Source organism: Pseudomonas sp. ML96 (assembly GCF_000761545.1).
In the GTDB taxonomy this organism is placed as follows: domain Bacteria; phylum Pseudomonadota; class Gammaproteobacteria; order Pseudomonadales; family Pseudomonadaceae; genus Aquipseudomonas.
In genome coordinates, this window is the sequence record NZ_JPMY01000041.1 from 61,812 (window position 1) to 78,292 (window position 16,481).

Genomic DNA, 16,481 nt, shown 5'->3' on the forward strand with positions numbered 1-16,481 from the left:
CAGTCGTCTTCTGGGAATGCACTGACTTCTCGAGGTGACTCCCATGAACCGACTTTCCCTTCCTGCACTGCTGCTCGGCGGGCTGCTGGCCGGCGCCGGCCTGCCGGCCCTGGCCGAGACCGATGGCACCGATTCCACCGGGCCGACCGTACCGGGCCCGAGCTCGCCGACCCCGCCGGACATTCCCGCCGGCAATCCGCCCACCGGCGTCGATCCCGACATGGGCAGCCCTGGCAGCCCCGGCAATCCAGGTTCGCCTGGCAATCCGGGCGGTCTGCCGCAAGGTGGCAGCCAGCCGGGAGCCGGCACCAATAACGGCGGCCTGGGCACCGGCACAAACAATGGCAGTGGCACGGGTACAGGTACTGTCCCGGGCAACAGCGCCCCGCAAGGTGGCACCACAGGCGGCAGCGACGGTGGCACTAGCGGCGGTAGCACGGGTGGAGCGACCGGTGGCAGCACAGGCGGCACCACTGGTGGCTCTACTGGTGGTTCGACCGGCGGCAGCCAGTAGGCGCGCATAAGGTCGCATTATCGGCCGCCATTCAGGCAGGCCGCGCGTCCTGTACAGCGCAGCGCAACTGCCGGAAAATCCGGGCCTTTGCTGACTGCTTAGGAGCCCGTTCATGAGCGATGCCATCCGTTTCGAAGACAAGGTCGTGGTAGTCACCGGTGCCGGTGGTGGTCTGGGTCGCGCCCACGCGCTGCTGTTCGCCCAGCACGGTGCCAAGGTGGTGGTCAACGACCTGGGTGGCAGCACCCATGGCGAGGGCGCCAACGCCTCCGCCGCCGACAAGGTGGTCGCCGAGATCAAGGCGCTCGGCGGCGAGGCCGTGGCCAACCATGACTCGGTAACCGATGGCGGCAAGATCGTGCAGTGCGCGCTGGACACCTTCGGTCGTATCGACGTGGTGGTGAACAACGCCGGCATCCTGCGCGACAAGTCCTTCGTCAAGATGGAAGACGCCGACTGGGACCTGGTTTACAAGGTCCACGTCGAAGGTGCCTACAAGGTGACCCACGCGGCCTGGCCGCACCTGCGTGAGCAGAACTTCGGTCGGGTGATCTTCACCGCGTCCACCTCGGGTATCTACGGCAACTTCGGCCAGTCCAACTACGGCATGGCCAAGCTCGGCCTGTACGGTCTGACCCGTACCCTGGCCATCGAGGGCCGCAAGAACAACGTGCTGGTCAACGCCATTGCTCCCACCGGCGGCACGCGCATGACCGAGGGGCTGATCCCGCCGCAGGTGTTCGAGCAGCTCAAGCCGGAACTGGTCAGCCCGCTGGTGGTGTTCCTCGGCAGCGAGCAGTGCAAGGACACCGGTGGTCTCTACGAAGTGGGCGGCGGTTGGGTCGGCAAGGTGCGCTGGGAGCGCAGCCTGGGCGCCGGGTTCGACCCGAAGACCGGCTTCAGCCCGGACGACGTCGCGGCCAGCTGGAAGCAGATCGGCGACTTCGAGGGCGCCGTTCACCCGGACGACAACGTCACCGCCCTGCGCGAGATGATGGCCAACCTGCAGAAGCACGCGGGCTGAACCGCCAGCGATCCGGGGGATTCGGCCAGCGGGCTGTAATCGATTCCGGGCAGGGTTAAGTTGAAGGCCGGCAGTGATGCCGGCCTTTTTCATGCCTGCGGTTTTTCCCTGGAGAATGCCCATGAGTATCCGCGTCGAACGCAAGGGCCCGGTCACCCTGATCACCCTGGAGCGGCCACAGTTGCGCAATGCCGTCGACCGTCCTACCGCCGAGGCGCTGGCCGCCGCGTTGCGCGCCTTCGAGGCGGACGATGAGGCGCGTGTGGCGGTGCTTAGCGGCAGCGGCGGCACCTTCTGCGCCGGTGCCGACCTCTCGGCGGTGGCCGAGGGTGGCGCGCGCAGCAATCGCCTGGACGAGGAGGGCGATGCCCCCATGGGCCCGAGCCGCATGCAGCTGAGCAAGCCGCTGATCGCCGCCATCGAGGGGCATGCGGTGGCCGGCGGCCTGGAACTGGCGCTGCTGGCCGACCTGCGGGTAATGGCCGAGGACGCCGTACTCGGCGTGTTCTGCCGGCGCTTCGGCGTGCCGCTGATCGACGGCGGCACCGTGCGCCTGCCGCGCATCATCGGCCAGGGCCGGGCGCTGGACCTGATCCTTACCGGCCGCCCGGTCGGCGCCGAGGAGGCGTTGCAGATGGGCCTGGTCAATCGAGTGGTGGCACCGGGGCAGGCGCTTGTCGCCGCCGAGGCGCTGGCCCTGGAAATTGCCGGGTTCCCCCAGCGCTGCATGCTGGCCGACCGCGCCAGTGCCTACGGGCAGTGGCAGCTGCCGCTGGATGAGGCGTTGCGGGCGGAGTTCCGTGGTGGCCTGGCGGTGGTGCAGAGCGGGGAGACCCGTGCCGGCGCCCAGCGTTTCACGGCGGGGGCGGGGCGGCACGGGGAGTTTTAGAACCTGATCTCAGTGCAGGGCGGCGAAGCTTCCTCGGCGTCCCAGCGCGTCGATGCGCTGGGCCAGTTGCATGCGTTCGCGCTCGTCCTCGCACAGCAGTAGCGCGCGCTCCAGATCGAAGCGTTCGGCTTGCGGGCAATCCAGCTGGTGGTAGATGGCGGCGCGCAGCAGGTGGTCGGCGCTGGTTGGTGGTGCCAGCAGGAGGATGCGTTCGGCATCCTTGAGCGCCGCCATGTGATCGTCGGCCGCGCCGTGCAGGTGGCAGAGATTGCGCGACAGCCGCAGCATCAGGGCCGGGCCGTCGCAGACCTGGAAGTGTCTGGCGCTGAGCTCGGAGTTCGGGCCGGACATGCGTGTCAGCAACTCGCGGCAGTCGCGGGTGTACAGGCGGCGGCCGTTGCAGGGATCGAGCAGGTGGTCGGCGCCGGGTACCCGCAGCAACAGGTGGCCGGGGAAGTTCACCGCCTGTAGAGGAATGTCTAGGCGCTGGGCCAGTTCCAGGGCGATCAGCGCCAGCGACAGCGGCTGGCCGCGGCGCAGTTGCAGCACCTGGTCGAGCAGGGCAGCGCGTGGCCGTAGCGGCTGATCGTCATCCTCGTGAAAGTCCAGCTCCCCCAGGCGGCGTAGCAGGGGCTGGGCCAGGTCCGGCGCCGCCAGGTTGGGCAGGCCGGCGGATACCTGCTGGCGCAGGTTGGCGAACTCGCGCATGACCTGCGCCGGCTGCAGCGTCGGCGTGTGCTCGGCGGCTATCCACAGGGCCGCTTCGAGCAGGGCGGGCGGATCGGACTCCAGGCAGTGCAACCAGGCGGGGCGAGCAGTCATGCGGTTCTCCCGGGACGAGGCGCGGTTTGCCGACTATCGGTCAGGCGGGTTCGCTTCGTCCAGTGTTCCGCTGCGGGTCAGTTGTAGACGCGCTGCCCGCGGTACATGCGCACCGAGTGGCCGCGCTGGGCGTCTTCGCTGGGCGCCTGGGGCGCTGCGCTCGCCGGCGCGGCCGTTTCATGGCCACGGTACTGACGGGCATTGGCCTGTTTGCTGGCGGCCTGATAGTCGCTGATTTCGGCCAGGTGTACGCCCAAGGCGCGGGTTTCCGCGTCGGCGGAGCGCTGGCAGGCGTGCAGCATCGCCTCGATGGCGTCGGGCTGGTTGAGATGGATGTCCTCGGACATCTCGTCACGCAGGCGGCGGCGCAATACGCGCATGCAATCGATTACGGCCTTGTTCAGCTCCATGTCGGCTCCCCCGTCGATGGACGTAAACCCCGAGGAGACACTGCAAGCGCTGTACCAGCGTGGCGAAATGGCGAACTGTGGCCTGGTTCACAGGTCAATGGGGCTGCCGGTTGCACGTCGCTGGTGCGGGTTGCACCGGTCTGGCGCCCAATGAAGGCGAAGCGGCGAACCGGGTATACTCCCCGCCATTCGATCGCCTTTCCGTATTTTTGAAGGTTTTTATGCGCAACGACGCCCATGACGAGCTGGACCACGTTCCCAGCCTGACCACCGACCCGCGTGACCGTGATGACCACTCGCTCGGCCACTCCCCGAGCCACAGCCATGCGCCGCAGCGCAGCGCGCCGACTTATCCACAGGTGGAACGCCGCCGTGGCTTCGGTACCGGCCCGCTGTGGGCGCTGATCGGCGCATTGGTCATCGCCCTGGGTGGCCTGAGCTGGTGGAGCTACCAGCAGATCGCCCAGATGCAGGCGCAACTGGTGGTGACCCAGGAGACCTTCGCGCGTATCAGCGAGGACGCCGCCGGGCGCATCCAGGATATCTCCGGCAAGGTGGTGGCCACCGAATCCAACGTCACCAGTGGCAGCGAGGCGCTCAAGCTGCGCGTCAAGCAACTGGAGACCAAGCTGGCCGAGGTGGCCAAGCAGCAACAGAACCTCAATGGCCAGCAGAGCGGGCAGGGCAAGCGCATCGACCAGCTGGCCGCCGATCTGAAGAGCCAGCAGGGCGCCACCGCGCAGTTTGACGGCAAGCTGGAGCAGCTGGCCAGCGAGCAGAAGAGCGGCCTCGCCGGGGTCGGCAAGCTGCAGGAGCAACTCAAGGGGCAGTCCGCCGATATCGACGCGCTGAAGAAGAAAGGTGACCCGAGCCAGGCCGTACGCAATCTGGAGCAGGACCTGCTGGTGCTGCGCAGCGAGCTGGACAACCGCGCCGCGCAGAACAACACCGCCGAGTTCGACGCCTTCCGCGCCCAGGTCACCCGCAACATCAATGGCCTGCAGGCCCAGGTGCAGAACCTGCAGCAGCAGCTCAACACACGCTGATTGTCGACCGTACAAAAAGCCCCGCTTCGGCGGGGCTTTTTTATGGCTGCGGGATAGACCCTAGGCGCAGTCGGCCTGGCGCAGGGTCTGCCGGTTGCTGCGCACGAACTGGCCGATGGCCTGCACCAGCAGGCCGTCCTCGTCCAGGGTCAGTTCGCAGGGCGCGTGGCCTTCGGCGTCGCACTGGTAGACGGCGTGGCTGGGCTGGCGTTGCAGGCACTGGTAGCGCTGCAGCCGCGGCTCCACGCGCAGGCCGAGCAGGTCGACATGGGCCAGGCGAAAACGCTCGCTGTCGCCTGCGGCCAGACCGGCGTGGCGCAGTAGCGGGGTGTGGGGGAAGGGCGAGGCGGACAACATCACCTGCTGGCAGCCGACGAGGTCTTCGCGCAGGCGGCCGTCCTGATACCAGTGGCCGCGGATGTCGCGCTGCAGCTCCAGGCCGCGCTGGCCCTGATTGTCGACCTTCAGCCAGAGGCGGCGAAAACGCCAGCGTTCGTCGTAGGCGAGGACATAGGTGGCGGCGATGCTGTTGCCGCGAATGCTCTGGATCAGTTGGCCGCTGGCGGTGACGCCATCGGCGGCGATGATCAGGCTGAGGTGTTCGACCCCGGGGTTGGTCCAGGGCTTCCAGACCAGATTGTGCTGCATCCTTGCAACTCCTCGCTCGAGGCGACCGGCATCCTGCCGAGGCGCGATGAGTGAGGAGGATAAGCGAGGCCAGCGCTGCTGTCTGTCAGCCAAAGCCGACAGTGAGCAGTTAGTTGCGCAGCTCAGGCCTTGCGCTTGAGCGGCTGCTGCGCGAACTGCACGCCGCCCAGGCCGGTGTCCTGCAGGGCGCGGATGTTGGCGTGGTCGCTGCCATCGGGAGTGGCCAGCACGGAGCGGTAGTGCTCGCCGAAGGCGCGCAGGGTTTCTTCCAGGCTGAGGCCTTCGAGCAGGGCCAGGCCGAGGGTCTTGCAGGAGCCCTCATTCTGCCCTGCGGCGCTTTCCACCGCGCCGTTGCGGAAGGCGCTGGGCTGGTAGTCGTAGTGTTCGGCGACGAAGGCCAGGGTCTCGGCGAACTGGAATTGCTCGCCATGCAGGCGGGCGCGGAAGTCTTGCAGGCTCATCAGTGCTGGTTTCCTTTGTTGAAGGTGGCCTGCTGCTCGGCAGTGGCTTCCTTCTGGTACTGGGCTTTCCACTCGGCGTAGGGCATGCCGTAGACGACTTCGCGGGCCTGCTCCATGTCGACGGCCACGCCCTGCTCATCGGCGGCGGCCTTGTACCACTTGGACAGGCAGTTGCGGCAGAAGCCGGCGAGGTTCATCAGGTCGATGTTCTGCACATCGGTGCGCTCGCGCAGGTGTTCGACTAGGCGGCGAAAGGCGGCGGCTTCCAGCTCGAGGCGTTGTTGTTCGGTCATGGCGGACTCCCGGAAAATCAGGGGGCGGATGATAAGAGGTGGCCCGCAGGCCGGCAACGCGGGTTGCCGGCGTATCAGCGGTGGCCGGAGAGGGTGATCGACACCGATTCGGCGAAACGCAGGGCGTGCAGCTTGTCCACTTCCACTTCGGCGTAGCGCACGGCCGGGTTGGCCATGACCAGGTCGAGGATTTCCTGGGTCAGGCGCTCGAGCAGGGCGAAGCGGTTTTCCTCGACGTGGCGAATCACCGCCTTGGTGATGGTGCGGTAGTTCAGCGCGTGGTCGATGTCGTTGTCGCGTACCGCCTCGGCGGCGGGGTAGAGGATGGTCAGGTTGATCAACACGTCCTGCTTGTTGTTGATCTCCTCCTCCTTGATGCCGATGAAGGTGCGCAGGCGCAGGTCCTTGACCCGGATGCGCGCCATCCCAGGTTCCAGTCGCGGCATTTACTTGCTCCGTCCGATCAGTTGCAGGAATTCCTGGCGAGTGTTGCTGGACTCGCGGAAGGCGCCCAGCATAACCGAGGTGAGCATCTGCGAGTTCTGCTTTTCCACCCCGCGCATCATCATGCACATGTGCTGCGCCTCGATCACCACGGCCACGCCGGCGGCGTTGGTGACGCTCTGGATGGCCTCGGCGATCTGCCGGGTCAGGCTCTCCTGGATCTGCAGGCGCCGTGCATACATGTCGACGATACGCGCCACCTTGGACAGGCCCAGCACCTTGCCGGTGGGAATATAGGCGACATGGGCCTTGCCGATGAAGGGCAGCAGGTGGTGCTCGCACAGCGAGTACAGCTCGATGTCGCGGACGATAACCACTTCGTCGCTGGCCGAGGCAAACAGTGCGCCGTTGACGATCTCCTCCAGCGACTGGGCGTAGCCGTGACACAGGTACTGCATGGCCTTGGCGGCGCGCTCGGGGGTGTCGCGCAGGCCTTCGCGCTGCGGGTCTTCGCCGAGGCCGATGAGGATCTCGCGGTAGTGCTGCGGCAGGTTCATGGTGCGGTCCTCAGACCAAGTGGCGACCGCCATTGACGGTCAGGGTAGTGCCGGTGACGTAGGGGTTGTCCAGCAGGTAGCGCAGGCTCTGGTAGATCACCTCGGCGCCGGGTTCGAAGCCCAGCGGCGTTTCGGCCAGGCGCTTGGCGCGGTACTCGGCGTTGTCGCCTTCATTGAACTGGATCAGCGCCGGGGCGATGCCGTTGACCTTGATCGCCGGGGCGAAGCGCGCGGCGAAGGACTGGGTCAGGCTGTCCAGACCGGCCTTGCTGGCGCAGTAGGCGGGACGCTTGGCACTGCCCTTGCGCGAGACGTCGTCGCCGAGGTGGACGATGTCCGCCGGGCCGCCGTGGCGCAGCAGCGCTTCGCAGCGCAGGTTGATCAGGTAGGGCGCGAGCATGTGCACGCTGACCATGCGCTGGAATACCTCGGCCTCGTGGCCCGGGGTTTCCGTCTCCCAGTCGGAGGCGTTGTGCACGATGGCGCGCAGGCGCTCGGTGTGGCCTTTCAGTTGTTCGATAAAGGTGATGATCCCGGCCTCGCCGGAGAAGTCCGCGTGCAGGGCGATGGCGCCGCGTTCGCGCAGCAACTGCACGCCCTCGCGCTCGCTGCGGTAGCTGAAGATCACCGGCTGGCCGTCGTCGAGCAGGCGCAGCGCGCAGTGCAGGCCTAGGCGCTGGCCGGCACCGGTGATCAGGATGGGGGCGGGGGCAGTCATTGCGGGGCTCGTCGATCAGGCTGGATCGAGCAAGTAAACCCCAGGCCCCGCCGCGCTACAACCATGCGCGGCGTGGGGGAAAGCGCCTCAGCGCGGCTGCAGTACCTCGTCCACCTGGCGCGCGCGGCGGCCTTGCAGCCAGGGCTCCAGCAGGTGGGTGGAGAGCGGGATGAACCAGTAGGTCATCAGCGGCGTCAGCACCAGGGTGCTGAGCAGCACGCGCAGCACCAGCGGCCACTCGCTCATGAAGCCGCCGAACAGCAGGTTGAACGCCAGTGATACCGGGAAGAACGCCAGCCAGATGGCCACGCTCTGCTTCCAGCGCGGCGGGCGGCGCAGGGCGTTGCCAAACCAGGCGTCGAGGCCGCTGACGCGACGTTCGTGCGGCTGGGCGAACAGGCCGCTGCCACGCTGCAGCCAGGCACGGCGCGAGGCGGAGTGTTCCCAGGCGGTGAGGGTGGTGGCGTCGGCGAAGCGGAAGACGATCTGGAATTCGTCGTCCTCGGGCGGCGGGGCGAGTACACCGGAGCCGAGGTAGCCGGGGAAGTCGGCGGCGAGTTGCTGGCCTTCGTGCAGCCAGGCGCGGAAATCGTGGAAGCACTCGCGCGGGACGCGACGTGCCACCAGCATGGTGACCGGATCGGTAGACATTGTGTATCTCCTGCATGTCTGGCGTCGCCCGGGTAGGGCGCAGCTCTTCATGCCTGCCGGGGTGGTGGCGGGCGTGAAAAATCAGGCAAGGATTATTCCTGTTTTTGCGGATTTGGCCAGAGGCCGCTGGGGCCGTGGCCTGCATTTCGTCGCCGGCTCGTACGGCAGGCTCAGCGCTGCACCGCAATGGCGCATAAAAAAGCCCGGCACTGGGCCAGGCTCCTTCACCGCGCGTGGGCGCTTACTTCACTTCCACCGCCAGGCTTTCGGCGATCTTCTTGTTCCAGATCGCCGGGCCGGTGATGTGCACCGACTCGCCGCTGGTGTCGACTGCCACGGTAACCGGCATGTCTTTCACTTCGAACTCGTAGATCGCTTCCATGCCCAGCTCAGCGAAGGCCAGCACCTTGGACTTCTTGATCGCCTGGGCGACCAGGTAGGCGGCGCCGCCAACGGCCATCAGGTACACGGCCTTGTTGTCGCGGATTGCGTCGATGGCGATCGGACCACGCTCGGACTTGCCGATCATGCCCAGCAGGCCGGTGCTTTCGAGGATCTGGCGGGTGAACTTGTCCATGCGGGTGGCGGTGGTCGGACCGGCTGGGCCCACCACTTCGTCACCGACCGGATCGACCGGGCCGACGTAGTAGATGAAGCGGCCTTTCAGGTCCACCGGCAGCTCTTCGCCTTTGTTCAGCATGTCGACCATGCGCTTGTGCGCGGCGTCGCGGCCGGTGAGCATCTTGCCGTTGAGCAGCACGGTCTCGCCCGGCTTCCAGCTCTGCACTTCTTCCGGGGTGATGGTGTCGAGGTTGACGCGGCGCGCGCTCGGGCCGGCTTCCCAGACGATTTCCGGGTAGGCGGACAGGTCCGGCGCTTCCAGTTCGGCCGGGCCGGAGCCGTCGAGCACGAAGTGGGCGTGACGGGTGGCGGCGCAGTTGGGGATCATGCACACCGGCAGCGAAGCGGCGTGGGTCGGGTAATCCATGATCTTCACGTCGAGCACGGTAGTCAGGCCGCCCAGGCCCTGGGCGCCGATGCCCAGCTGGTTGACCTTGTCGAACAGCTCGAGGCGCATTTCCTCGATCTTGTTCTGCGGGCCGCGGGCCTTCAGTTCGTGGATGTCGATGTGCTCCATCAGCACTTCCTTGGCCATCACCGCGGCCTTCTCGGCGGTACCGCCGATGCCGATGCCGAGCATGCCCGGCGGGCACCAGCCGGCGCCCATGGTCGGCACGGTCTTCAGCACCCAGTCGACGATCGAGTCGGACGGGTTGAGCATGGCCATCTTCGACTTGTTCTCGGAGCCGCCGCCCTTGGCCGCGACGTCCACTTCCAGCTTGTCGCCGGGCACCATGGAGTAGTGGATCACCGCCGGGGTGTTGTCCTTGGTGTTCTTACGCGCACCGGCCGGGTCGGCCAGGATCGAGGCGCGCAGGACGTTCTCCGGCAGGTTGTAGGCGCGACGCACGCCCTCGTTGATCATGTCGTCGACGCTCATGGTGGCGCCGTCCCAGCGCACGTCCATGCCGACCTTGACGAACACGGTGACGATGCCGGTGTCCTGGCAGATCGGGCGGTGGCCGGTGGCGCACATGCGCGAGTTGATCAGGATCTGCGCCATGGAGTCGCGCGCGGCCGGCGATTCTTCTTTCAGGTATGCCTCGTGCATGGCCTGGATGAAGTCGACGGGGTGGTAATAGGAGATGAACTGCAGGGCGTCGGCGACGCTCTGAATCAGGTCGTCCTGCTTGATCACGGTCATTGGGGGCGCTCCTCTATCAGGGAACATCTATAAGGAAACGCCGGACCACGACCCGGCGCAACGGCTAAAAACGGCGCCGCAGTATAGCGCGGCGGCCGAGGCGGGCACAGCCGCAGGCAGTCGGACCATAGTCGAGGATCGCCCTTTGGCTTGCTACCAATTTTGTGATCACGGAGTTAGAGTGAGGCAAGGTGCCAGTACGGGACGGAGCCCATGAGCACGAGTAGTCCAGGGGTCACTAAAAGAAGCCTGCAAAGCCTCTTGCTGAAGCGTTTCGGCATGGCGGTGGCGAGCTATGCCCTGGTGCTGGTGCTGATGTGGATCGCCATGTGGGCCGGGGTGTACAGCGGCACGGTGGCCTTCGGCCTGCTCTGCACCGCGCTGGTCGCTGCCAGCCAGCTGATCTTCTATGGGCTGTTCCGCAGCGGGCGCAACCTGCGCTTCGTCGACCCCAGCCTGACCGAGGCCCAGGTCCTCGTCGGTATCGCCCTGCACACCCTGCTGCTCGCCCATATCGATGGCGCCCGCGGCAGCCTGCTGATGTTCTACCTGATCATCCTGATGTTCGGCGTGTTCCAGCTGCGCCCGCGGGTGTTCGTTCGCTGCGCGGCCGTGGCCTTCTTCGCCTTCGCAGGGCTCAATCTCTGGGAGGGCTACCACCTGCGCCTGAGTGCGCCGGGGCAGGCCCTGCTGCAGTGCTGTGCACTGTTCATCGGCCTGGTCTGGCTGAGCCTGTTCGCCAGCTACGTGCAGGCCCTGCGCCAGCGCATGCGCCAGCGTCGCTACGCCCTGCAGGCGCACCAGGACACCCTGCGCGGCATGATGCGCCAGCTGGAAGACCTGGTGGCCACCGACGAGCTGACCGGGCTGTTCAATCGTCGCCACTTCCTGCGCCTGGCCCTGCGCGAGCTGGATGGGCTGGACTTCGGCCGCCAGCACGGCCTGGCGCTGATCGACCTGGACCACTTCAAACGCATCAACGACGCCCACGGCCACGCCGCCGGCGACCGCGTGCTGCAGACCTTCGCCGCGGTGGCGCGGGCCTGCCTGCGCGACGGTGACGTGCTGGCGCGCTACGGCGGCGAGGAGTTCGTCCTGTTGCTGCCAAACACCGACGCCGACCAGTTCACCAGTTGCTGCGAGCGCCTGCGCGAGGCCTTCGCCAACGCCGAGCCGGTGGGCGTGCAAGTGGACAACCTCAGCCTGTCCGCCGGCATGACCCTGCTCAACGAGGGCGACGACCTAGACGAGGCCCTGCAACGGGCCGACCAGGCGCTGTACCGGGCCAAGCGCGGCGGGCGCAACCGCTGCGATGCGGCCTGGGAGGGCGCCGGTGCCTGAGTTGTCTGCTGCCGGCCGTGCCTGGTCGGTCTCTTCCGGAAGCAATCTGCTCGACGTCCTCAACGGCGCCGGCCTGCGCGTGCCCTACAGTTGCCGCGCCGGCAGCTGCCATGCCTGCCAGGTGCGCTGCGTGCGCGGCGAGCCACTGGACCTGCAGCCGGAGGCGCTGAGTGCTGAGCGGCGCGAGCAGGGCTGGCGCCTGGCCTGCCAGTGCCAGGTGCTGGAGGACCTGCAGGTCGAGCTGTTCGATCCGGCCCGCGATGGCCTGCCGGCACGGGTCCAGGCGCTCGACTGGCTGGGCGCGGATGTGCTGCGCCTGCGCCTGCTGCCGGACAAGCCGCTGCGCTACAGCGCTGGCCAGCACCTGCTGCTGTGGAGCGCCGAGGGCGTGGCCCGGCCTTATTCGCTGGCCAGCCTGCCGGGGGAGGAGCCCTGGCTGGAATTCCACATCGATTGCCAGCGCCCCGGCGCCTTCAGCGACGCCGCTCGCCGTCTGCAATCGGGCGATGTGCTGCGCCTGGGCGAGCTGCGTGGTGGTGCGCTGCACTACGACGCCGACTGGCACGAGCGGCCGCTCTGGCTGCTGGCCGCTGGCACCGGCCTGGCGCCACTGTGGGGACTGCTGCGCGAGGCATTGCGCCAGCATCACCAGGGGCCGATACGGATCATTCACCTGGCCCATGACGACGCCGGACATTACCTCGCCGAGCCGCTGCAGGCGCTGGCTGCGGCCCACCCGCAGGTGCAGCTGCAGCAGGTGCTGGCGTCCGAGCTGGCGGCGGTTTTGGCGGAACTGCGGCTTGTTTCGCGGCAAACCGTCGCCTTACTCTGCGGCTCACCCGCCAGCGTGGAAACCTTCGCCCGCCGCCTCTATCTCCTCGGCGTGCCGCGTAACCAAGTGCTGGCCGACGTCTTCCTGCCCCACGCCTGAATGTTCCGGCTCGGGGCCTATGCCTCTGGAGCTGCAATGAGTGAACACCTGCTGGTCGAGCGCGAAGGCGGTCTGCTGACCCTGCGCCTGAACCGCCCGGACAAGATGAATGCGCTGACCCGCGCCATGTACAGCCAGATGGCCGAGGTGCTCGACGCCGCCAATCAGGATCGTGAGGTGCGCGCCGTGCTGATCACCGGCGGGGCGGAGTGCTTCACCAGCGGCAACGACGTGGCCGACTTCCTGCAGGCGCCACCTACCGGCCTGGGCAGCCCGGTGTTCCAGTTCATGCGCGCACTGTTCGACTTCGAGAAGCCGGTGGTGGCTGCCGTGGCCGGCCCGGCTGTGGGCATCGGCACCACGCTGTTGCTGCACTGCGATCTGGTCTATGTGGCCCGCGACGCCAAGCTGCGCACGCCCTTCGTCAACCTCGGCCTGTGCCCGGAGTTCGGCTCCAGTCTGCTGCTGCCGCGTCTGCTTGGCCAGGCCAAGGCCGCCGAGGTGCTGCTGCTGGGCGAGGCCTTCACCGGTGAGCAAGCGGCTGCCTGGGGCATCGCCGGCGCAGCACTGGAGGATGGCCCGAGCACTCTGGCCAAGGCCCGCGAGATGGCCCTGCGCTTCCTCGAGCTGGCGCCCTCGGCGGTGGCCGACAGCAAGCGCCTGATGCGTGCGCCGGGGCGCGCCGAGCTGCGCAGGGTGATCGAGGAGGAGGGCGCCCTGTTCGGTCAGCGCCTGCGTTCGCCGGAGGCCATCGAGGCGCTGTCGGCGTTCATGCAGCGGCGCAAGCCGGACTTCTCGAAGTTCGCCTGATGGATGGCGCCGAGCTGCTCTGGGGCCTGCTGTTCGGCAGCATCGGCCTGGGCTACGTGCTCTACGGCCGCCGGCAGAGCAAGCCGGTGCCATTTCTCTGCGGCCTGGCGCTGATGGGCTTCCCCTATCTGGTGGACAGCAACCTGGCCCTGGTGCTGATTGGCGGCACGCTCAGCGCGATTCCCTACTTCGTGCGCCTGTAGTTGCTGCCAGGCATGAAAAAGGCCGCTCATCGAGCGGCCTTTTCGTTTGCGCCGGGGATCAGACCAGCGGATCGCCCACGTGGAGGATCTTCATGGTGTTGGTGCCGCCGGTGCCGTGGTAGCTGTCGCCTTTGGTCAGGATCACCCAGTCGCCGGGCTCGACCACGCCACGCTTGAGCAGCTCGTCCACCGCCGCCTGGCTGACCTTGTTGGCCGGCATGGAGGTCGGGTCGAACGGCACGGTGTAGACGCCGCGGAACATCGCTACACGAGCCTGCGCCTCGCGGTGCGGGGTGAAGGCGAAGATCGGGATCGACGAGCGGATGCGCGACATGATCAGCGGGCTGTAGCCGCTCTCGGTCAGGCTGATGATGGCCTTGACGCCCGGGAAGTGGTTGGCGGTGTACATGGTGGCCAGGGCCACGCTCTCGTCGCAGCGCTCGAAGGTACGGCCGATGCGGTGGCTGGACTTCTGGCTGGTCGGGTGCTTCTCGGCGCCCAGGCACACGCGGGCCATGGCCTCCACAGCCTCCACCGGGTATTCGCCGGCGGCGCTCTCGGCCGACAGCATCACCGCGTCGGTGTAGTCCAGCGCGGCGTTGGCCACGTCGGAAACTTCAGCGCGGGTCGGCATCGGGCTGTGGATCATCGACTCCATCATCTGGGTCGCGGTGATCACCGCTTTGTTGTAGCGACGGGCGTGGGCGATGATCTTCTTCTGGATACCGACCAGCTCGGCGTCGCCGATTTCCACGGCGAGGTCGCCACGGGCCACCATCACCGCGTCGCTGGCGCGGATCAGGCCGTCCAGCGCGGCGTCGTCGGCCACCGCCTCGGCGCGCTCGATCTTGGCCACCAGCCAGGCGTTGCCGCCGGCCTCGGTGAGCAGGCTGCGGGCGTAGTCCATGTCGGCGGCATCACGCGGGAACGACACGGCGACGTAGTCCAGCTCCATCTCGGCGGCCAGCTTGATGTCGACCTTGTCCTTCTCGGTCAGGGCCGGTGCGGTCAGGCCACCGCCGCGGCGGTTGATGCCCTTGTTGTCGGACAGCGGGCCGCCGATCAGCACGCGGCAGTGCAGCTCGTCGGCGCCCTTGAGCTCGACGCGCATGACCACGCGGCCGTCGTCCAGCAGCAGGTCGTCGCCGACATTGCAGTCCTGGATCAGCGCCGGATAGTCGATACCGACCACTTCCTCGGTGCCTTCGGTGCGCGAGTGGCTGGCGGACAGACGGAACAGCACGCCTTCTTCGAGTTCGATGCGCTTGTTGGTGAACTTGGCGATGCGGATCTTCGGACCCTGCAGGTCGCCGAGTAGCGCCACGTGGCGCCCGTGCTTGGCGGCCAGCTCACGGACCAGCGTGGCGCGGGCCTTGTGGTCGTCGGCGGTGCCGTGGGAGAAGTTCAGGCGGGCGACGTCGATACCGGCGACGATCAGTTGCTCCAGAACTTCCGGGGAGCTGCTGGCGGGGCCGAGGGTGGCGACGATCTTGGTGCGGCGCAGGGTCATGCGGTAACTCCATTTCTCAATGCATGCGGCGAGGCTACTACGGCCGATTACTGTAGTCATTGTTCGCCTGCACTACTCTTTGAAGCTGCAGAAAACCGCGCGCTTGCCGATACACTGCAACAGCGGAGGAGCTCACCATGCGTACCCTGATTCTGATTCTCACCCTGGCCAGCCTGGTCGGTTGCACGCGCGTGTCGCTGGACCGCAACCTGGACGAAGCCTACCGGCACTACAACGAGGGCGACTGCGACCAGGCCCTGCTCGACCTGTCGCGAGCCGAACGCAACAGCCGTTCGCGCAGCTTCATGCAGCCGGAAATCTCCCTGCTGCGCGGCCAGTGCCTGGAGCGGCAGAACCTGTTCGTCGACGCAGCGCAGACCTACGAGTTCATCGTCAATCGCTACCCGGCCAGCGAGTACGCCTACCGTGCCCGCGCGCGACTGGAGACCTTGCGCCAGCTCGGGCATCATCAGGCGGTCGAACCGGCCAAGGCGACGCCCGCATCCCTGTGAGGCAGCCGCCAGTCGGCTCGCAGTCAGGGATTGCAGCGCAGCGCTAAGCTGCGCCCAGGGAGGGCTTCGCATGCGTCACCAGCTTTATTTTCTGTTCGTGGCCCTTTTGGCGCCGGGCCTGGTCAGTGCCGAAATCTATCGCTGGACGGACGCGCAGGGCCGTGTGCATTTCGGCGAGAAACCGGGCGCCAGCGGCGCGCAGCAGGTCGAGGTGAAGCCGCAGGTGGTCGAGCGCGACGAGGCGACTCGCCAGCGCGAACAGCGCACCCAGCAGTACTTCGATGCCCGGCGTGACGAGCGGCAGCAGGCCGATGCGCGTTCCGCGCAGGCGCGGGCCGAACGCGCGCAAGAGTGCAGCAAGCTGCGCGACAGCCTGGCGCAGATCCAGCACGGCGGCCTTTACTACCGCACTGATGAGAAGGGCGAGCGCAGCTACTACAGCGACGAGCAGATGGACGCCGCCCGCAGCCGTTTGTCGTCTCGTATTGCCGAGCGGTGTGGCTGACTCTGGTCGAGCCGCGACCTAGAGGCCATACTGGATTTCCTTCCATAGCGAATGGCCACCATGCATATCCAGCGCCACATCGAACGCCATCAGCTTCCCTACTACCTGAAGGTGTTCAATCGCATTACCGACAAGCCCATGGGCTACATCGGCAATGTCTCGCTGGATGGCCTGATGCTGATCAGCCAGTACCCGATGCTGGTCAGTGGTCGCTTCGATATGCGCCTCAAGGTGCCTGGCCGTGACGGCCGCATTCACAACGTCGACTTCACCGCCACCTGCCAGTGGAGCCGCGAGGATGTCACTCCCGGCACCTACGACTCCGGCTTCTGCCTGGTGGCGCCGCCCACCGAGTACGTCGAGATGGTCGACGCGCTGCGCAGCTACTTCAGCTTTCATCCTCTGGCCGCTTCGGCCTGATTGACCC

Annotated in this window: 22 protein-coding genes; 11 read left to right on the forward strand and 11 right to left on the reverse strand. The window is 67.1% G+C overall.

The window, feature by feature from the left end; genetic code table 11:
* Positions 1-43: 43 nt before the first annotated feature.
* From IP89_RS23430 to IP89_RS19620, 3 genes are all read left to right on the forward strand, one after another.
* The gene (locus IP89_RS23430) at positions 44-514 is read left to right on the forward strand and encodes a hypothetical protein (RefSeq protein WP_043311406.1); all 471 of its coding nucleotides are present in this window, start codon (positions 44-46) and stop codon (positions 512-514) included.
* 112 nt (positions 515-626) lie between these two features.
* Positions 627-1,538: an SDR family oxidoreductase gene (locus tag IP89_RS19615; RefSeq protein ID WP_043311407.1), complete on the forward strand. Its 912-nt coding sequence runs from the start codon at positions 627-629 to the stop codon at positions 1,536-1,538.
* A gap of 121 nt (positions 1,539-1,659) precedes the next feature.
* Positions 1,660-2,427: a crotonase/enoyl-CoA hydratase family protein gene (locus IP89_RS19620; RefSeq protein WP_043311408.1), complete on the forward strand. Its 768-nt coding sequence runs from the start codon at positions 1,660-1,662 to the stop codon at positions 2,425-2,427.
* Positions 2,428-2,436: 9 nt separating this feature from the next.
* Here the strand turns inward: IP89_RS19620 and IP89_RS19625 are convergent, their stop codons facing one another.
* Positions 2,437-3,249: a SirB1 family protein gene (locus IP89_RS19625; protein ID WP_043311409.1), complete on the reverse strand. Its 813-nt coding sequence runs from the start codon at positions 3,247-3,249 to the stop codon at positions 2,437-2,439.
* A 77-nt stretch (positions 3,250-3,326) separates the two neighbouring features.
* On the reverse strand, positions 3,327-3,659 hold the full coding sequence (locus IP89_RS24010; RefSeq protein ID WP_043311410.1) for a hypothetical protein: 333 nt from the start codon (positions 3,657-3,659) through the stop codon (positions 3,327-3,329).
* Positions 3,660-3,880: 221 nt separating this feature from the next.
* Here IP89_RS24010 and IP89_RS19635 point away from each other — a divergent pair, with 221 nt between their 5' ends.
* Positions 3,881-4,705 carry a hypothetical protein gene (locus IP89_RS19635; protein ID WP_043311411.1) on the forward strand — a complete coding sequence of 275 codons (825 nt, stop codon included), beginning with the start codon at positions 3,881-3,883 and terminating at the stop codon, positions 4,703-4,705.
* Positions 4,706-4,765: 60 nt separating this feature from the next.
* Here IP89_RS19635 and IP89_RS19640 read toward each other — a convergent pair whose 3' ends face one another.
* The 8 genes from IP89_RS19640 to IP89_RS19675 form a co-directional block, all read right to left on the reverse strand.
* Positions 4,766-5,353, reverse strand: coding sequence for a putative glycolipid-binding domain-containing protein (locus IP89_RS19640; RefSeq protein ID WP_043311412.1), 588 nt, complete (start codon positions 5,351-5,353; stop codon positions 4,766-4,768).
* Positions 5,354-5,475: 122 nt separating this feature from the next.
* Positions 5,476-5,814, reverse strand: a complete 339-nt coding sequence (locus IP89_RS19645) for a HopJ type III effector protein (protein ID WP_043311413.1) — start codon at positions 5,812-5,814, stop codon at positions 5,476-5,478.
* Positions 5,814-6,107 carry a DUF1244 domain-containing protein gene (locus IP89_RS19650; protein WP_043311414.1) on the reverse strand — a complete coding sequence of 98 codons (294 nt, stop codon included), beginning with the start codon at positions 6,105-6,107 and terminating at the stop codon, positions 5,814-5,816. Before IP89_RS19650 ends, IP89_RS19645 begins: the two co-directional genes overlap by 1 nt.
* A 74-nt stretch (positions 6,108-6,181) precedes the next feature.
* Complete coding sequence (folX, locus tag IP89_RS19655; RefSeq protein ID WP_043311415.1) at positions 6,182-6,553, reverse strand: dihydroneopterin triphosphate 2'-epimerase; 372 nt, start codon at positions 6,551-6,553, stop codon at positions 6,182-6,184.
* A complete protein-coding gene (folE, locus tag IP89_RS19660; RefSeq protein ID WP_043311416.1) occupies positions 6,554-7,108 on the reverse strand; it encodes a GTP cyclohydrolase I FolE in 555 nt (184 codons plus the stop codon).
* Positions 7,109-7,118: 10 nt separating this feature from the next.
* Positions 7,119-7,826, reverse strand: coding sequence for a dihydromonapterin reductase (gene folM, locus IP89_RS19665; RefSeq protein WP_043311418.1), 708 nt, complete (start codon positions 7,824-7,826; stop codon positions 7,119-7,121).
* Between the two features lie 87 nt (positions 7,827-7,913).
* On the reverse strand, positions 7,914-8,477 hold the full coding sequence (locus IP89_RS19670; protein WP_043311419.1) for an antibiotic biosynthesis monooxygenase: 564 nt from the start codon (positions 8,475-8,477) through the stop codon (positions 7,914-7,916).
* Positions 8,478-8,718: 241 nt separating this feature from the next.
* Complete coding sequence (locus tag IP89_RS19675) at positions 8,719-10,242, reverse strand: fumarate hydratase (protein ID WP_043311420.1); 1,524 nt, start codon at positions 10,240-10,242, stop codon at positions 8,719-8,721.
* A 213-nt stretch (positions 10,243-10,455) separates the two neighbouring features.
* On the opposite strand from IP89_RS19675, the gene IP89_RS19680 reads away from it, so the two are divergent.
* Genes IP89_RS19680 through IP89_RS19695 form a run of 4 tightly spaced genes read left to right on the forward strand, consistent with a single transcriptional unit; the run spans position 10,456 to position 13,527 of the window.
* The gene (locus IP89_RS19680) at positions 10,456-11,583 is read left to right on the forward strand and encodes a diguanylate cyclase (protein WP_043311421.1); all 1,128 of its coding nucleotides are present in this window, start codon (positions 10,456-10,458) and stop codon (positions 11,581-11,583) included.
* Complete coding sequence (locus tag IP89_RS19685) at positions 11,576-12,514, forward strand: iron-sulfur-binding ferredoxin reductase (protein ID WP_043311422.1); 939 nt, start codon at positions 11,576-11,578, stop codon at positions 12,512-12,514. Before IP89_RS19680 ends, IP89_RS19685 begins: the two co-directional genes overlap by 8 nt.
* Positions 12,515-12,550: 36 nt before the next feature.
* A complete protein-coding gene (locus IP89_RS19690; RefSeq protein WP_043311423.1) occupies positions 12,551-13,324 on the forward strand; it encodes an enoyl-CoA hydratase-related protein in 774 nt (257 codons plus the stop codon).
* Entirely contained in the window at positions 13,324-13,527 is a 204-nt protein-coding gene (locus IP89_RS19695) for a hypothetical protein (protein WP_043311424.1), read from the forward strand. Before IP89_RS19690 ends, IP89_RS19695 begins: the two co-directional genes overlap by 1 nt.
* A 58-nt stretch (positions 13,528-13,585) precedes the next feature.
* On the opposite strand, the gene pyk is transcribed toward IP89_RS19695, so the two are convergent.
* Complete coding sequence (gene pyk / locus IP89_RS19700; protein ID WP_043311425.1) at positions 13,586-15,037, reverse strand: pyruvate kinase; 1,452 nt, start codon at positions 15,035-15,037, stop codon at positions 13,586-13,588.
* A 137-nt stretch (positions 15,038-15,174) separates the two neighbouring features.
* Between pyk and IP89_RS19705 the strand changes: the two genes are divergently transcribed.
* The 3 genes from IP89_RS19705 to IP89_RS19715 all read left to right on the forward strand — a co-directional run bounded on the left by IP89_RS19705 (position 15,175) and on the right by IP89_RS19715 (position 16,474).
* Positions 15,175-15,549 carry a tol-pal system YbgF family protein gene (locus tag IP89_RS19705; protein WP_043311426.1) on the forward strand — a complete coding sequence of 125 codons (375 nt, stop codon included), beginning with the start codon at positions 15,175-15,177 and terminating at the stop codon, positions 15,547-15,549.
* 70 nt (positions 15,550-15,619) lie between these two features.
* Positions 15,620-16,054 (forward strand): DUF4124 domain-containing protein, encoded by a 435-nt coding sequence (locus tag IP89_RS19710; RefSeq protein WP_043311427.1) that lies wholly within the window; start codon positions 15,620-15,622, stop codon positions 16,052-16,054.
* 60 nt (positions 16,055-16,114) lie between these two features.
* The gene (locus IP89_RS19715; protein ID WP_043311511.1) at positions 16,115-16,474 is read left to right on the forward strand and encodes a PilZ domain-containing protein; all 360 of its coding nucleotides are present in this window, start codon (positions 16,115-16,117) and stop codon (positions 16,472-16,474) included.
* Positions 16,475-16,481 lie beyond the last annotated feature (7 nt).

Coding starts and splice junctions, on each gene's coding strand:
- IP89_RS19635 (WP_043311411.1), top strand. CDS start 3,881: ATGCGCAACGACGCCCATGACGAGCTGGACCACGTTCCCAGCCTGACC.
- IP89_RS19620 (WP_043311408.1), top strand. CDS start 1,660: ATGAGTATCCGCGTCGAACGCAAGGGCCCGGTCACCCTGATCACCCTG.
- IP89_RS19695 (WP_043311424.1), top strand. CDS start 13,324: ATGGATGGCGCCGAGCTGCTCTGGGGCCTGCTGTTCGGCAGCATCGGC.
- IP89_RS19705 (WP_043311426.1), top strand. CDS start 15,175: ATGCGTACCCTGATTCTGATTCTCACCCTGGCCAGCCTGGTCGGTTGC.
- IP89_RS19715 (WP_043311511.1), top strand. CDS start 16,115: ATGCATATCCAGCGCCACATCGAACGCCATCAGCTTCCCTACTACCTG.
- IP89_RS19710 (WP_043311427.1), top strand. CDS start 15,620: ATGCGTCACCAGCTTTATTTTCTGTTCGTGGCCCTTTTGGCGCCGGGC.
- IP89_RS19645 (WP_043311413.1), bottom strand. CDS start 5,814: ATGAGCCTGCAAGACTTCCGCGCCCGCCTGCATGGCGAGCAATTCCAG.
- IP89_RS24010 (WP_043311410.1), bottom strand. CDS start 3,659: ATGGAGCTGAACAAGGCCGTAATCGATTGCATGCGCGTATTGCGCCGC.
- IP89_RS19675 (WP_043311420.1), bottom strand. CDS start 10,242: ATGACCGTGATCAAGCAGGACGACCTGATTCAGAGCGTCGCCGACGCC.
- folE (WP_043311416.1), bottom strand. CDS start 7,108: ATGAACCTGCCGCAGCACTACCGCGAGATCCTCATCGGCCTCGGCGAA.
- IP89_RS19640 (WP_043311412.1), bottom strand. CDS start 5,353: ATGCAGCACAATCTGGTCTGGAAGCCCTGGACCAACCCCGGGGTCGAA.
- IP89_RS19690 (WP_043311423.1), top strand. CDS start 12,551: ATGAGTGAACACCTGCTGGTCGAGCGCGAAGGCGGTCTGCTGACCCTG.
- IP89_RS23430 (WP_043311406.1), top strand. CDS start 44: ATGAACCGACTTTCCCTTCCTGCACTGCTGCTCGGCGGGCTGCTGGCC.
- folM (WP_043311418.1), bottom strand. CDS start 7,826: ATGACTGCCCCCGCCCCCATCCTGATCACCGGTGCCGGCCAGCGCCTA.
- IP89_RS19625 (WP_043311409.1), bottom strand. CDS start 3,249: ATGACTGCTCGCCCCGCCTGGTTGCACTGCCTGGAGTCCGATCCGCCC.
- IP89_RS19615 (WP_043311407.1), top strand. CDS start 627: ATGAGCGATGCCATCCGTTTCGAAGACAAGGTCGTGGTAGTCACCGGT.
- IP89_RS19680 (WP_043311421.1), top strand. CDS start 10,456: ATGAGCACGAGTAGTCCAGGGGTCACTAAAAGAAGCCTGCAAAGCCTC.
- pyk (WP_043311425.1), bottom strand. CDS start 15,037: ATGACCCTGCGCCGCACCAAGATCGTCGCCACCCTCGGCCCCGCCAGC.
- folX (WP_043311415.1), bottom strand. CDS start 6,553: ATGCCGCGACTGGAACCTGGGATGGCGCGCATCCGGGTCAAGGACCTG.
- IP89_RS19670 (WP_043311419.1), bottom strand. CDS start 8,477: ATGTCTACCGATCCGGTCACCATGCTGGTGGCACGTCGCGTCCCGCGC.
- IP89_RS19650 (WP_043311414.1), bottom strand. CDS start 6,107: ATGACCGAACAACAACGCCTCGAGCTGGAAGCCGCCGCCTTTCGCCGC.